This window comes from Rhizobium sp. Root483D2 (assembly GCF_001426685.1).
Lineage (GTDB): Bacteria > Pseudomonadota > Alphaproteobacteria > Rhizobiales > Rhizobiaceae > Pararhizobium > Pararhizobium qamdonense.
This window is the reverse complement of the sequence record NZ_LMFB01000001.1, coordinates 259,911-273,033: the sequence shown is the minus strand read 5'-3', so window position 1 is coordinate 273,033 and position 13,123 is coordinate 259,911. Positions and strand designations below refer to the sequence as shown.

Annotated in this window: 13 protein-coding genes, 1 tRNA gene and 1 riboswitch; of the genes, 4 read left to right on the top strand and 10 right to left on the bottom strand. The window is 62.1% G+C overall.

Going from position 1 to position 13,123, the window contains the following annotated elements; translation table 11 throughout:
• Positions 1-37 precede the first annotated feature (37 nt).
• The 3 genes from ASD32_RS01290 to ASD32_RS01280 form a co-directional block, all read right to left on the bottom strand.
• Entirely contained in the window at positions 38-478 is a 441-nt protein-coding gene (locus ASD32_RS01290; RefSeq protein ID WP_060636252.1) for a DUF2948 family protein, read from the bottom strand.
• Positions 479-584: 106 nt separating this feature from the next.
• On the bottom strand, positions 585-1,877 hold the full coding sequence (gene murA, locus ASD32_RS01285) for a UDP-N-acetylglucosamine 1-carboxyvinyltransferase (RefSeq protein ID WP_060636085.1): 1,293 nt from the start codon (positions 1,875-1,877) through the stop codon (positions 585-587).
• Between the two features lie 262 nt (positions 1,878-2,139).
• Complete coding sequence (locus tag ASD32_RS01280) at positions 2,140-2,328, bottom strand: hypothetical protein (RefSeq protein WP_060636251.1); 189 nt, start codon at positions 2,326-2,328, stop codon at positions 2,140-2,142.
• Positions 2,329-2,591: 263 nt separating this feature from the next.
• On the opposite strand from ASD32_RS01280, the gene ASD32_RS01275 reads away from it, so the two are divergent.
• From ASD32_RS01275 to ASD32_RS01265, 3 genes are all read left to right on the top strand, one after another.
• Positions 2,592-2,666: transfer RNA gene (locus ASD32_RS01275), tRNA-Thr, on the top strand.
• A 143-nt stretch (positions 2,667-2,809) separates the two neighbouring features.
• The gene (locus ASD32_RS01270) at positions 2,810-3,910 is read left to right on the top strand and encodes a polysaccharide pyruvyl transferase family protein (RefSeq protein ID WP_244490060.1); all 1,101 of its coding nucleotides are present in this window, start codon (positions 2,810-2,812) and stop codon (positions 3,908-3,910) included.
• A gap of 302 nt (positions 3,911-4,212) precedes the next feature.
• Positions 4,213-4,746, top strand: a complete 534-nt coding sequence (locus ASD32_RS01265; protein WP_060636249.1) for a DUF992 domain-containing protein — start codon at positions 4,213-4,215, stop codon at positions 4,744-4,746.
• 66 nt (positions 4,747-4,812) lie between these two features.
• Here the strand turns inward: ASD32_RS01265 and ASD32_RS01260 are convergent, their stop codons facing one another.
• The 7 genes from ASD32_RS01260 to thiC form a co-directional block, all read right to left on the bottom strand.
• Positions 4,813-6,642, bottom strand: a complete 1,830-nt coding sequence (locus ASD32_RS01260; protein ID WP_244490059.1) for an ABC transporter ATP-binding protein/permease — start codon at positions 6,640-6,642, stop codon at positions 4,813-4,815.
• 130 nt (positions 6,643-6,772) lie between these two features.
• Positions 6,773-7,501: a hydroxymethylpyrimidine/phosphomethylpyrimidine kinase gene (locus ASD32_RS01255; RefSeq protein ID WP_060636084.1), complete on the bottom strand. Its 729-nt coding sequence runs from the start codon at positions 7,499-7,501 to the stop codon at positions 6,773-6,775.
• 10 nt (positions 7,502-7,511) lie between these two features.
• Positions 7,512-8,117 (bottom strand): thiamine phosphate synthase, encoded by a 606-nt coding sequence (locus tag ASD32_RS01250; protein ID WP_060636083.1) that lies wholly within the window; start codon positions 8,115-8,117, stop codon positions 7,512-7,514.
• On the bottom strand, positions 8,114-8,887 hold the full coding sequence (locus ASD32_RS01245) for a thiazole synthase (RefSeq protein WP_060636082.1): 774 nt from the start codon (positions 8,885-8,887) through the stop codon (positions 8,114-8,116). The genes ASD32_RS01250 and ASD32_RS01245 overlap by 4 nt, the downstream gene beginning before the upstream one ends.
• Position 8,888: 1 nt before the next feature.
• Positions 8,889-9,086 carry a sulfur carrier protein ThiS gene (gene thiS / locus ASD32_RS01240; RefSeq protein ID WP_060636081.1) on the bottom strand — a complete coding sequence of 66 codons (198 nt, stop codon included), beginning with the start codon at positions 9,084-9,086 and terminating at the stop codon, positions 8,889-8,891.
• On the bottom strand, positions 9,083-10,132 hold the full coding sequence (gene thiO / locus ASD32_RS01235; protein WP_082546583.1) for a glycine oxidase ThiO: 1,050 nt from the start codon (positions 10,130-10,132) through the stop codon (positions 9,083-9,085). The genes thiS and thiO overlap by 4 nt, the downstream gene beginning before the upstream one ends.
• 2 nt (positions 10,133-10,134) lie before the next feature.
• Positions 10,135-11,970 (bottom strand): phosphomethylpyrimidine synthase ThiC, encoded by a 1,836-nt coding sequence (thiC, locus tag ASD32_RS01230; protein WP_060636080.1) that lies wholly within the window; start codon positions 11,968-11,970, stop codon positions 10,135-10,137.
• Between the two features lie 87 nt (positions 11,971-12,057).
• Positions 12,058-12,196, bottom strand: a riboswitch (TPP riboswitch).
• 152 nt (positions 12,197-12,348) lie between these two features.
• Here thiC and ASD32_RS01225 point away from each other — a divergent pair.
• Complete coding sequence (locus ASD32_RS01225; protein ID WP_060636079.1) at positions 12,349-13,017, top strand: GntR family transcriptional regulator; 669 nt, start codon at positions 12,349-12,351, stop codon at positions 13,015-13,017.
• Positions 13,018-13,123: the final 106 nt, after the last annotated feature.

Genomic DNA, 13,123 nt, shown 5'->3' with positions numbered 1-13,123 from the left:
GATGCTCGGCCTGTTGAGGCCGCGAGGGGTCAGGATATCAGGCGCCGGCTGGATGGCGCGGCTTGAAACCGGTTTCCCATGCGCCGCCGGTATCTGCAAGCTGAACCTCGATACATTCCACATCGAGCATGATCGAGGCTTCGCCCGACAGGATGAACTCGACGGTCCCATCCGGCCCTTCGCCATTCTGCTCGAACTGGACGGCAAGCAGCGACAGGACCTTGTCATCGTCCTTGCGGTCGAAGCCGATGGAGCGGACGGCGGTCACCCGCTTGAAGGCGAGAAGGCTGCGGCGGCGCTCGAACGACTTGCCGCGGCCCTCCGCAGTTTCCCAGACGAAGCGGTTGATCACCAGCGACAGCTGCTTGGAGCGCGGCGCGTAATCCAGCCCGGAAACCTTGAAGACCGCATCCTGCACATGAGCGGATACGATCTCCAGGTCTTCCTGATCCAGCGCCATCAGCTTCAAAACATCCATGCCATTCATCCCTTGCCTGCGCAGCGCAAGCTGCCATCATCATGACACAGGACATAGGACGCCGGCATCGAATCCGCAACAGCATGCGCGGATGCGCTGATTGGCATCAGTCGCTGACGCGCTCCACCTGGGCGCCGCAATTGTTGAGCTTTTCTTCAAGCCGCTCGAAACCGCGATCGAGATGATAGACGCGCGACACCATGGTTTCGCCTTCGGCCGCAAGGCCCGCAATCACCAGCGATACGGAAGCGCGCAGGTCCGTTGCCATCACAGGCGCGCCCTTCAGGCGATCGACGCCCTCGATCTTCGCCGTCTGCCCAGACAGCGTGATCTTGGCGCCAAGACGAGCCAGTTCCTGGACGTGCATGAAGCGGTTTTCAAAGATCGTCTCGGTAATATGCGAGGTGCCGCCTGCCTTTGTCATCAGGCCCATGAACTGTGCCTGCAGGTCGGTCGGGAAGCCGGGGAAGGGGTCGGTCACCACATCCACCGGCTTGATGCCGCCGCCATTGCGCACGACCCGAAGGCCGCTCTCGGTTTCGGTGATCTCAGCGCCTGCACGGCGGATGGCTTCGATTGCTGTGTCGAGCAGCTTGGCATTGGTGCCTTCGAGCACGACGTCGCCGCCGGTCATGGCAACGGCCATGGCATAGGTGCCGGTCTCGATCCGGTCGGGCAGAACGCGGTGGCGCGCACCCGACAGCGAGGTGACGCCCTCGATGGTGATCGTCGAGGTGCCGGCACCGGTGACCTTGGCGCCCATGGCGTTCAGGCAATTGGCGAGATCGACCACTTCCGGCTCGCGTGCGGCATTGCCGATCACCGTCGTACCATTGGCCAGCGTTGCCGCCATCATCATCACATGGGTGGCGCCGACCGAAACCTTCGGGAAGACGTAGCGCGCGCCGACGAGGCCGCCCTTCGGCGCCGTGGCATTGATATAGCCGCTATCGATTTCGATGTTGGCGCCGAGCGCCGTCAGGCCCTCGATGAACAGATCGACTGGCCGCGTGCCGATGGCGCAGCCGCCCGGAAGCGAGACGCGGGCCTTGCCTTCGCGGGCAAGAAGCGGGCCGATGACCCAGAAGCTGGCGCGCATCTTGGAGACGAGCTCGTAAGGGGCGGTCGTATCGACAATATTGCGCGAGGTAAAATGAATGGTGCGGGAATAGCCTTCGCCCTGGCGCTCGCGGCGGCCATTAACGGAAATGTCGGCGCCATGATTGCCCAGGATGCGGATCAGCTGCTCGACATCGGCCAGATGCGGCACGTTTTCGAGCGTCAGCGTGTCATCGGTCAAAAGCGAGGCGATCATCAGCGGAAGCGCTGCATTCTTGGCGCCGGAAATCGGGATGATGCCGCGCAGCTCGTTGCCGCCGGTGATTCTGATGCGATCCATAGGGTACCTTACGGGGCGCTGCCCGCCTTTCCTGATAGTCCGAACATAAAGAGATTGGCGCCTCCATAAAGGAAGCCCCGTGAAATGAGAAGCAAATTGAGCTGATATTAAAGCGCATCCTAAGGGAGGCAGCGGTAATACCCGTCATGACTGGTCTTCGTGGTGATGGTTCATCGGGTTGGATGACGCATCGGGGTTGCGGGAAGGACATGGCTGACCATCGCGACCCGACCCCGGATCCGCTCGATGGTGTTGGCGCAGTCTAGTCCGCAGATTCGTCCGTTTTTGCGGCAGGCAGGCCGGATGTTTCATCCGCCGCCCCGGCGCGGCGCGCCCGTCCCTGCTGCTTTCGGCGCATGAGATTATCGCGCAGGGTCTTGGCCGCCCGCTCGCGCCGCGCCTCCGCCTGCCGCTCCGCTTCGTGCCCAGGTTCGAGCTTGCCCGGCTCCAGCCTAGCAGGCTCCGGCTTTCCCTGTTCGTGTGGGCCCTGTTCATGCTGGCGAGAGCCAGCATTTGCCGCAGCGCCCTTGCGTGTCTGATCGTTGTTATCTTGCATGACCGCTCAAATACCGCAAAACCAAGCGCTCCGGAAGGGTGCCACGGTTTTCGGCCGTGTCATCCCATGAAAACTTCGCTTTGCGGCTTGCGCTCCGCAACAAGCTATGGCAATAGGCCCTCGCTCGCGCCGGACAAACACTGATCCGACCGCACGATGCTGCTATAGCTCAGGGGTAGAGCACTCCCTTGGTAAGGGAGAGGCCGAGAGTTCAAATCTCTCTAGCAGCACCATTTCCTCCCGCTCAAATCATCAGGATTTTCCGCAAGAGGGTCAGCTCGTCCGACGTTTATGCGTATGTGCGAATGAACTGTTCAGGCGTCCCGCTTTTGTATATTGGCTGGCAGTTGCGGATCATTGTGCAAAGGACTTTCCGGTGAGATCGATTTTTAATGCGCTGATGGATCGTGCATCCGGCAAGAAGTCCAATCCTCTGGCGCGCTATGCCCGCCGTCATGGCAAGGTTCCCTTGTCCTGGGCCGGGTCCACGTCCACGATGGATTATCTGAATGTGGGCGATGCGCTGAGTGCTGTCATGGTGGCGCTTCTGTCGGGGCGCGATATCGAGCGTATTCCATCCCAATCGCAATCGCTGCGCATGGCCTGCGTCGGCACGATCGGCCATGGCTTTGCCGGTGGCGAGGTCTGGTTTTGGGGGACAGGCGCGTCGCTGTGGGAAAATCCGAGCGCTCCAGTCGAGGATCGCCGCCTCTTCAGCGTTGCCGGCGAGAAAGGCTTTCACGTTGCAGCAACGCGAGGCCCCTATTCGGAACAGCTTCTGACGGGGCGGCCGGGAGGATCGGTCGGGGTCTATGGCGATCCCGTCTGGCTGCTTCCGCGTTTTTACAACCCGGCGCCCGTGAAGAAATGGAAGCTCGGCGTCATCGTCCATCTCTCGGAGCTTTCCGACCGCGATCCGGAGCCTCATATCCGGCCGGAGCTTTTGCGCTACGGTATTCCCGAGCACCTGCGCGGCGATATCCATCTCATCAACACCGTAACGCCGATCGGAATGGACCCCATCAAGGGCAAGATCGACGAGATCCTTGCCTGCGAGCGGATCGTCTCGACAAGCCTGCATGGCATGGTCTTTGCCGAAAGCTATGGCATCCCGTGCCTGCATTTCCCGGTACATGGGCCGCAAAACGGACTGCATAGCCGCGATCTCGGCGAAGGCTGCGATCTGGATACGCGCGTGATCGATCTCTACCGGGGGCTCGGTCTTTCAAAATTGCCGGTATATACGCAGGCCCACCGGGAGCCGACGAACTGGGAAGACCTGATGGCCGCGATCGACCGCGCCTGGGTGGAAAAAGCCTTCGATGCTGAGAAACTCATCAACGCCTTTCCACTCGATCTGGAGCCGCTGCAGGCCCCGCAGGGCAAAACCATCTGGGATCATCCCGTGCTCCAGGCGCTGGTGCTTCAGCATGATGTCAATGAATTGAGACGGCTCGACAAGCTTCGCGCCGGTTAGATAATCGTGCTGTCAATTGCGCGGCCCAGCCCGCCCGCCCTCAGGTGAACCCTCGCCCTTCTGTGTGATTTTGGTGACGGCTGGATTCTATGTCGAAGAGGCATCGGCCACGCGATAAGGGCTGCCTTCGAAATGTCCTAATAAGAAGTGAACAGATGCAGTGTCCGTCATTTGCAACGATCCGGCCCGTCTTGCGTTCATTATACCGGGTTGGGATCGCTGCAGCATTCGGTGACTGTTGTGAATCTATCGACTGAATGGCCGCGTGCATTATGACGGCCCCGGTTTGAGAAGGAAAAATGATGAAGAGAACCCTTGCTTTGGCGCTGACCACCGCGACCCTGGCTCTGACCGGCACGTTTGCCGCTCAGGCTGCCGATCTGGCCAATGGTGCGCCGGCTCCCAGCTATGAAGAGAGCGATGTGCGCGGCGGCGTGAAAATCGGCTACCTCGAATGCGAAGTCGGCGGCGGTGCCGGCTACGTTCTGGGCTCGGCCAAGGAAATTGATTGCACGTTCCATTCCTCGGTCGGCCGGGAACGGACGGATCACTACAGCGGCGCAATCCGCAAGATGGGCGTCGATCTCGGCTTCACCACGCGCAGCAAGCTGGTTTGGGCAGTGCTTGCGCCGACAGCCGGCTACCATCAGGGCTCGCTCAGCGGTCTCTATCAGGGCGCCAGCGTTGAAGCCACGGTCGGTGCGGGCGTCGGTGCCAACGTGCTCGTCGGCGGCACCTCGGGCTCGATCCACTTGCAGACGATCAGCGTAACCGGCCAGCTCGGCCTCAATCTGGCTGCCGGTGGCACCTCGGTAACGCTGACAGCTGTCAACTAAACAGCTTGGCTTCTCCCCTTCGCGTGTCTGCGGAGGGGAGAGGCAGCAACCCTTTTATCTCTTTTCTTATTCTGCCGGTTCGGGATTGTCCGTGCGCAGGCTTTTCGGCCTGAGCAGGCGGATGGTTTTTCCCGCCGGGCTGCTTTGCAGCTGCAGCACGCGTGTAAAATAGCGGTTGCCGGACGCGACCCTGCCGATATTCACCACGGCCGCATGGCTTAAGGCCTGTTCCATGAAGGTCAGCACCTGCTGGTAGGCGTCGCGGTCAAGCGTATCGAGCGTTTCGTCGATGATCACCCAACGCGGTTTGTGCAACCCCAGCCGCGCAATGGCGAGCAGCCTGATTTCGACCTCGTTCAGCTTCAATTTCGTCCGCATATCCTGATCGAAGCTGTTTTGCAGCTTGCTCAGCCCCACCCTCGACAAAACCGAGACCAAATCGCTTTTGCTGAAACTGCCGGGATTTTCGGGATAGCTGAGCACTTCTTCCAGCGTTCCCGGCGGGAAATAGGGCGTTCGCGGCACAAAGGCGATGTCCGCGCCGTCGGGCAGCGCAATGCGCCCCTGTCCCCAGGGCCAGAGACCGGCCAGGGAGCGGAAGAAGGGCGCCTTTTCCACATCCGATTCGCTGGTCACCAGAACCCAGTCGCCCGGCCGGATTTCCACATGCTGCTCGGCAAGCTTGATGCAGCCGGACGGCAGGGCGATTTCCAGCCGGTCGATGGTCAGGCGATCGCCGTCGGCCTTGGCAAAATCGATGCGCTTATCGTTTTCGTGGCGCTCGTCGGTCATCAGGATCGCGGACCGGAAGGCGGCGACGCGAAGCAGCGTCGCGCGCCAGTCGGCGATGCCGTCAATATTATCGACGAACCAGCGCAGGGACGTGTTCACCTGGTTGAAGGCACCAACCGCCATCATCAGGCCGCCAAAGCTCAGATCGCCGTTGAAATAGACCGGGGCTGCAATGACGATGGGGGCAACGACCGTCAGCCACCCATAGCCGGAGGTGACCCATGTCAGCCGCGTCAGCGCCATCATCAGCCTGTTGCTGATTTCCAGAACCGAGGCGAGATCGCGCTGGAGTCGTCGCTTTTCATTGCCTTCTCCGGAAGACAAAGACACCGCCTCGATATGCTCATTGACCCGCATCAGCGAGAAGCGCAGGGCGGCTTCCCGCGCATAATGGTCGCCATTGATCTTGACGAGCGGGCGGCCAACGAACCAGCTGACGGCCGCCGCAGTCCCGGCGTAAAGGAAGGCGGCCCAAACCATATAGCCGGGAATGTTGAGATCGTAGCCACCGACGTGAAAGATGAAGCCGGCCGAGAGCGACCACAAAACGCCGACGAAACTGGCGAGCAGAATGCCCGACTGGAACAGGCCGATGGTGAGGCCCGCCGTCAGATCGGCGAGATGGCGTGCGTCCTCATGCACGCGCTGGTCGGGATTGATGCCGATGGAACCGGCATTGGCAAGGCGAAAGGCGCGTGCCGGCTTCATCCATTCGCCGATCAGATCGAGGGTCAGGCCTTCCCGCAGTTTGATCCGGATCCATTGGTTGAGCCAGGTTTGCAGCACGTTGAGAACCAGAAGCGTTCCGGCGATCTGGCCGAACGTGATGAATTGCCGCAGGAATGCCGAGAGATCGCGCCGCTCCAGCGTGTCGTAGAAGGGTTTGTACCATCGGTTCAGTAGGATCTGCCCGAAGGCGGTCGCCAGGATGACGGTGATGATCCCGATTGAAAGCCAGATGATGGTCTTGCGGACAGGCGAGGCGACAAAAGCCCGTTGCATCATGCGGAGCTGGTCGAAGAAGGGCTGCTCGTCGTCTGTCTCTAAGGGCTGCTTGCTCTTCCCGTTCATGTCATGCGGCATTGGCGCGAATCTCTCCACCACGGTCTTCACCTGCGAAATATAGCGCGTCCGACGCGCTCCCCCTAAGAAAGATTAGCAGAGCAGCATGGAGCGAGGCAGTTCAGATCATCTGTTGCCGGCCATTATCGCAAATTGGCAGGGAGATGGCTGTTCACGTTTCGCGGAGCTTGCGGTGCACAAAGGCCTTCGCGATCGCGATGGCGGCTGGAAGCGCGTCGCCATGGGCAAGGCGCGCTGAGATCGCGCTGGCCAGCATGCAGCCGGTGCCGCGTATCGCCGCCGCCAGGCGCGGGGAGGCAAAGGGTTGCTCCTCATGTCCGGCCCGGAAGAGGATATCGATCGCCTGCCGGCCGTCAGCGTGCCCGCCCTTGACCAGAACCGCCTCGGCTCCCGCCGCCAAAAGGTATCTTGCCTGATCGGATGTGTTGCCCGGCATGGCGACCAGCACCGAAAGCTCCGGCAGATTGGGGGTGACGAGCGTGCACGCCGAAAACAGACCGGGCAGAGCTTCCGTCGCGTCCGGATCCAGCAGAGCGCGGCCGGAAGTGGAGACGAGAACGGGATCGAGCACCACGGCGATACCGGGATGATCGGCAAGCACCCGGGCAACGGCACAAATCGTCGCCGATGTCGCCAGCATGCCGATCTTGATTGCGGCAATTGGATTGGCCGACAGCGCCGCGCGCATCTGTTGCGCCACGCGCTCCGGAGCCACGGGATCGGCATGCTCGACGCCATGATGGGTCTGCACGGTGATGGCGGTGATTGCCACCGAGGCCTTGACGCCGAAAGCAGCCAGCGTCTCGATATCGCGCACGATCCCGGCGCCGCCTGAGGAATCGGAGCCTGCAACGACAAGCACGTGCGGCATGGCGGTCATCTCGGTCTGCTCATCGAAAGCGCCGGGTATGCTCTATCCATTCCCGCACGCGGGTGTCCGGATCGGCATTGAGGATGATGTCGGTGACAACAGCGGCACTGTCGGCGCCATGGGCAAAGACGCTGCCGATCCGCTCGATATTGAGGCCGCCGATAGCCACCAGCGGCAGCGATCCGATCCGCGTCTTCCAGTCGCGCAGCTTTTCCAGCCCCTGCGGCGCCCATTTCATTGTCTTCAGGATGGTTGGCCAGACCGGCCCGAGCGCCACGTAATCCGGCTCGGCCTTCAATGCCGTCTCCAGTTCCGCCTCGTCATGCGTCGAAAGCCCGAGCTTCAGCCCGGCGGCCCGGATGGCGGCTATGTCGGCCTCTGCCAGATCCTCCTGGCCGAGATGGACGAAATCACACCCCTCCTCGATCGCCACGCGCCAAAAATCGTTGACGATCAGCTGGCAATCATGCGCCGCGCAGACCGTTTTCGCGCGGCGAATGGCATCGCGCAAGTCCGCATCGCCGCAGTCCTTCATCCGCAACTGCACCAGCTTGACGCCGAGCGGCACGAGGCGCTCGATCCATACGGCGCTGTCGACGATCAGGTAGAACGGGTCGAGCTTCATGAAAACACCGCCTTGCCGATGACCGGGGTGGATGGAACCGCCATGTCGCGTGGCTCCAGCATTCCGGCGTGAAAGGCCGAGCGCCCCGCATCGATCGCGCCGGTGAAAGCCGCAGCCATGGCGACGGGGTCTGCCGCACCGGCGACGGCTGTGTTGAGCAGAACGGCGTCGAAACCGAGTTCCATCACGGTGGCGGCATGCGAGGGGCGGCCGATACCGGCATCGACGATGAGAGGCACATCGGGAAAGCTTGCCCGCAGGCTGCGCAGCGCCGGCAGATTGACCGGCCCCATGGCCGAGCCGATCGGCGCGCACCACGGCATCAGTACCTGGCAGCCCGCCTCCAGCAATCGCTCCGCCACCACAAGATCATCTGTCGTATAGGGAAAAACCTTGAAACCGTCGCCGCTCAAAATGCGCGCCGCCTCCACCAGCGCAAAGACATCGGGCTGTAGCGTGTCGTGATGACCGATCACCTCGAGTTTGATCCAGTCGGTGGCAAAGACGTCGCGCGCCATTTTCGCAGTCAGCACCGCTTCGGAAACCGTGTGGCAGCCAGCGGTGTTGGGCAGGACCCGGACGCCAAGTGCCAGGATCAGCTCGAAAAAGGCGCCGCCGGTGCGGCTGCCTGCGCTTTCCCGGCGCAACGAGACGGTGACAATATCGGTTTTCGAGGCGCGGACGGCCTCGGCCAGAATAGCGGGCGAGGGATAGCGCGCCGTGCCGAGCAGCAGGCGGGAGGATACGGTGGTCCCGTAGAGCTCAAGCATATCAGCCTCCCTGCATCGGCGACAGGATCTCGACGCGGTCGCGGTCGCTGAGCACGAACCCTGTCCGCTCGTCGCGGTGCACCAGTTCGCCATTGACGGCCGTTGCCAGCCAGTCGCCCTCGTAGTCCAGCGACGTCAGAAGCTGGGACAGATCGGAAATGTCGGTTTGATGGTCTTCACCGTTGATCGTCAGTTTCATCGGCTTGCTCCCATGGGATTTTCGTGTCGGCGATGGATGATCGCGGCGGGATCGAACGGCTTGACCGGCCGGATCGCGTTGGTTTTCGAGGTGGAGAGAATGTGCGCCGCAACCTCCTGTGCGAGGGATGGCGCAAGCAGAAAGCCATGCCGGTACAATCCGTTGACCGTTATCATGCCGTCCTTCGCCGAAAACCTCGGCAGGTTGTCGGGATAGCTCGGACGGACCCCGGCGCCGGTCTCGATGACACGCGCCTCGCCAAAAGCCGGGTGCAGCGCATAGGCGGCATTGAGCAGTTCCATCAGCGAGCGGGCGCTGACCGGTCCGCAGTCGTCGCTTTCGATCATCGTCGCGCCGACCATGAAGCGGCCATCGCCGCGCGGCACGATATAGAGCGGAATGCGGGGATGCAGCAGGCGGACTGGGCGTGACAGCGTCACGTCCGGTGTCTCCAGCACCAGCATTTCGCCCCGCACGCCGCGCAGGCCCGCCGATGTCCCGATGGCGCTGGCGCCTGTGCAATCGATTATGTGGTCGAAGCCATCGCCGGGAAAATCCGGCGCGGTGCCGAAATGGAAGATCACACCCATTGCCGCCAGTTTGCCGGAGAGCGCTGTTATCGCGCGTCTCGGATCCAGATGGGCTTCCTGCTTGAAGATAAGCGCCGTCCGGAACCGTCCGGCAAGGTCCGGCTCCAGCGTTTCGATCTCTTCGCCGTCCAGCCAGCCGAATTCCGATGTGCGGGCCGCAAAGCGTGTAAGTTCCGCCGTATCGCGCGGTGGCGCAACGACCAATGTGCCCTTGCGGACGACATGGCCGGGCAGTGCCGCGTCCCACCAGTCTGCCGATCGGCACCCCAGCGTCACCACCGTTTCCGGCGCGCTTTCGCGCTCGCACCAGGGTGCCAGCATGCCGCCGGCAAACCAGGAGGCGCCGCCGCCGGGTTTGGCTGCAATCTCGGCCACGGTGACGTCGATACCGGCAATGGCAAGTTCATGGGCCACCGTGAGGCCGGCGACGCCGGCCCCCCTGATCAGCACGCGCATTGTTACTCTCCGGCCGTTACGATATTTCCATCCGGATCGAGCGGCATGTAGAGCGCGCCGCCCGCCTGGAATTTCGCGGCCATTGCCTCCAGCCCCTCCTTCTGCGCCTCGGCGCGGATGTCGTGGGAAATCCGCATGGAGCAGAATTTCGGCCCGCACATCGAGCAGAAATGCGCCACTTTGTGGGCTTCCTTCGGCAGGGTCTCGTCATGGAAGGAACGGGCGGTTTCCGGATCGAGCGACAGGTTGAACTGGTCCTCCCAGCGAAACTCGAAACGGGCCCGCGACAGCGCGTCGTCGCGCAGCTGGGCGGCCGGGTGCCCCTTGGCCAGATCGGCAGCGTGGGCGGCGATCTTGTAGGTGATGACCCCGACCTTGACATCGTTGCGATCGGGCAAGCCGAGATGCTCCTTCGGCGTGACATAGCAAAGCATCGCCGTGCCGAACCAGCCGATCATCGCCGCGCCGATGCCCGAGGTGATATGGTCATAGCCGGGCGCGATATCGGTCGTCAGCGGCCCGAGCGTATAAAAGGGGGCCTCGCCGCAGACTTCCAGCTGCTTGTCCATGTTCTCCTTGATCTTGTGCATCGGCACATGGCCGGGGCCTTCGATCATCACCTGGCAATCCTTCGCCCAGGCGATCTGGGTGAGTTCGCCCAGCGTTTCCAGTTCCGCAAACTGCGCGGCATCATTGGCATCGGCGATCGAGCCGGGCCGCAGCCCGTCCCCGAGCGAGAACGTCACGTCATAGGCGCGGGCGATGTCGCAGATCTCGTCGAAATGCTCGTAGAGGAAGCTCTCCTTGTGGTGATGAAGACACCACTTGGCCATGATCGAGCCGCCGCGCGAGACGATGCCGGTGACGCGGTTGACGGTGAGCGGGATATAGGCGAGCCGCACGCCGGCATGGATGGTGAAATAATCGACGCCCTGTTCGGCCTGCTCGATCAGCGTATCGCGATAGACCTCCCAATTGAGATCCTCGGCGATGCCATTGACCTTTTCCAGCGCCTGATAGAGCGGCACGGTGCCGATCGGAACCGGCGAATTGCGGATGATCCACTCGCGGATATTGTGAATGTTACGGCCGGTCGACAGGTCCATGACGGTATCCGCACCCCAGCGCGTCGCCCAGACCATCTTCTCGACCTCTTCCGCCATCGACGAGGTGACGGCGGAATTGCCGATATTGGCGTTGATCTTCACCAGAAAGTTTCGGCCGATGATCATCGGCTCGGATTCGGGATGGTTGATATTGGCGGGAATGACGGCGCGGCCGCGGGCAATTTCCTGGCGGACGAATTCCGGCGTCACGTGATCGGGAATGCAGGCGCCGAAATTCTCGCCGTCGCGGATCAATGCACCATTCGGCGGCCTGCGGCCGAGATTTTCGCGGATAGCGATATATTCCATTTCCGGTGTGATGATACCGGCGCGGGCATAGGCGATCTGGGTTACGGCCTTGCCGTTTCTGGCGCGCAGAGGCTGATTGCGGATCGGAAATTCCGGCGTCAGCCGCTCGCCGGTGGCAAAGCCGTTATCCTCCGGTTTGACATGGCGGCCGTCATAGGCCTCGACGTCGCCGCGTGCGGTGACCCAGGTTTGGCGCTGCCGGGGCAGGCCGGCATCGATCGAGACGAGATGCGCCGGATCCGTATAGGGGCCGGAGGGATCGTAGACGGAGACGGGCGGTTCGCCCGAGGTCGGGTGCACGGCAATTTCGCGCATGGGAACGCGGATATCCGGATAGAGTTCGCCCGGAATATGCACCTTGCGCGATGCCGGCAGCGGGCCGGTGGTGACTGTGGGGGTAATGTTCTGTGCGGCAATAGTCATGGTTGAGGCTCCAAAGTTGGAGACCCAGTCATCAGAGCCGGAATGATGAAAAGACGCCGACGCGAATCCGCGAACGGAATCCGAATCTCAGCAGCGCTTGCACCGTCCCTACGCCAGTATGAACTGGATCAGGTTCAACGGGTCACTGCGCTGCTTGAGGGTGGCAAAGCCACCTGTCATGCCAGCAGAATCTCAGCCCCTTGTCGGGACCCCCCTGGTGAATACGCCAATCTAGGCACAGTTTTGGACGAAGCGTCAAGGGCCGTTTGGCGCTGTAGCCGCCACGCGACCCGCTTGAACGGCCGCAACACTGTGAAGATATCCAATGATTACAATCGCGCCCTCGACAGCGCCGCCCCGGCAAATTATCTATAAAACATGACCTCAGCGAGCGAAGACACGATTGCCAGCCGCATCAGCCGCATCCTTGCCGACAGGATCGTGACCGGACAGTTGGACCCGGGCACGAAGCTGCGCCAGGACCATATTGCCGAGGAGTTCGGCACTAGCCATGTGCCCGTACGCGAGGCTTTCCGCCGCCTGGAAGCGCAGGGTCTGGCGGTCAGCGAGCCGCGCCGTGGCGTGCGTGTCGCCTCCTTCGACCTGAAGGAAGTGCGCGAAGTGGCGCAGATGCGCGCAGCCCTTGAAGTTCTGGCGCTTCGCCATGCGGCCCCACATCTGACGGCCGCAATCCTCGACCAGGCCGAAGAGGCGACCGTTGCCGGCGACAATTCCCATGATGTCCGCTCCTGGGAGGAGGCCAACCGGCGCTTCCACACGCTGATTCTCACCCCCTGCGGCATGCCGCGCCTGTTGGCCGCCATCAGCGATCTGCATGCGGCCAGCGCCCGTTTCCTGTTCGCCAGCTGGCGGTCCGAATGGGAAGTGCGCACCGATCACGATCACCGCGCCATCCTGACATGTCTGCGCCAGGGCAATATCGAAAACGCCGCACCTGTTCTCGAACGTCATGTGCAGTGGATCGGCCAGAAACCCGTCCGCAACGCGTCTGGCGCCACGCGCGACGCCTTTGCGATCGTCGGCTGACGATTTTTTCCAATTTTCTTTCTCGCTGATTGAACCAGCTTGCGGCCGCTCGACGGTGCGCGATGCGCGACTTTATCCGCCCGCAATCAAAAAGGCTCTTGCGATT

Excerpts from the sequence above, each read along its gene's own strand:
- thiO (WP_082546583.1), bottom strand. The coding sequence starts at position 10,132 with ATGCGCGTGCTGATCAGGGGGGCCGGCGTCGCCGGCCTCACGGTGGCC.
- ASD32_RS01225 (WP_060636079.1), top strand. The coding sequence starts at position 12,349 with ATGACCTCAGCGAGCGAAGACACGATTGCCAGCCGCATCAGCCGCATC.
- ASD32_RS01250 (WP_060636083.1), bottom strand. The coding sequence starts at position 8,117 with ATGAAGCTCGACCCGTTCTACCTGATCGTCGACAGCGCCGTATGGATC.
- ASD32_RS01245 (WP_060636082.1), bottom strand. The coding sequence starts at position 8,887 with ATGCTTGAGCTCTACGGGACCACCGTATCCTCCCGCCTGCTGCTCGGC.
- thiC (WP_060636080.1), bottom strand. The coding sequence starts at position 11,970 with ATGACTATTGCCGCACAGAACATTACCCCCACAGTCACCACCGGCCCG.
- ASD32_RS01290 (WP_060636252.1), bottom strand. The coding sequence starts at position 478 with ATGGATGTTTTGAAGCTGATGGCGCTGGATCAGGAAGACCTGGAGATC.
- ASD32_RS01265 (WP_060636249.1), top strand. The coding sequence starts at position 4,213 with ATGAAGAGAACCCTTGCTTTGGCGCTGACCACCGCGACCCTGGCTCTG.
- thiS (WP_060636081.1), bottom strand. The coding sequence starts at position 9,086 with ATGAAACTGACGATCAACGGTGAAGACCATCAAACCGACATTTCCGAT.
- ASD32_RS01255 (WP_060636084.1), bottom strand. The coding sequence starts at position 7,501 with ATGACCGCCATGCCGCACGTGCTTGTCGTTGCAGGCTCCGATTCCTCA.
- murA (WP_060636085.1), bottom strand. The coding sequence starts at position 1,877 with ATGGATCGCATCAGAATCACCGGCGGCAACGAGCTGCGCGGCATCATC.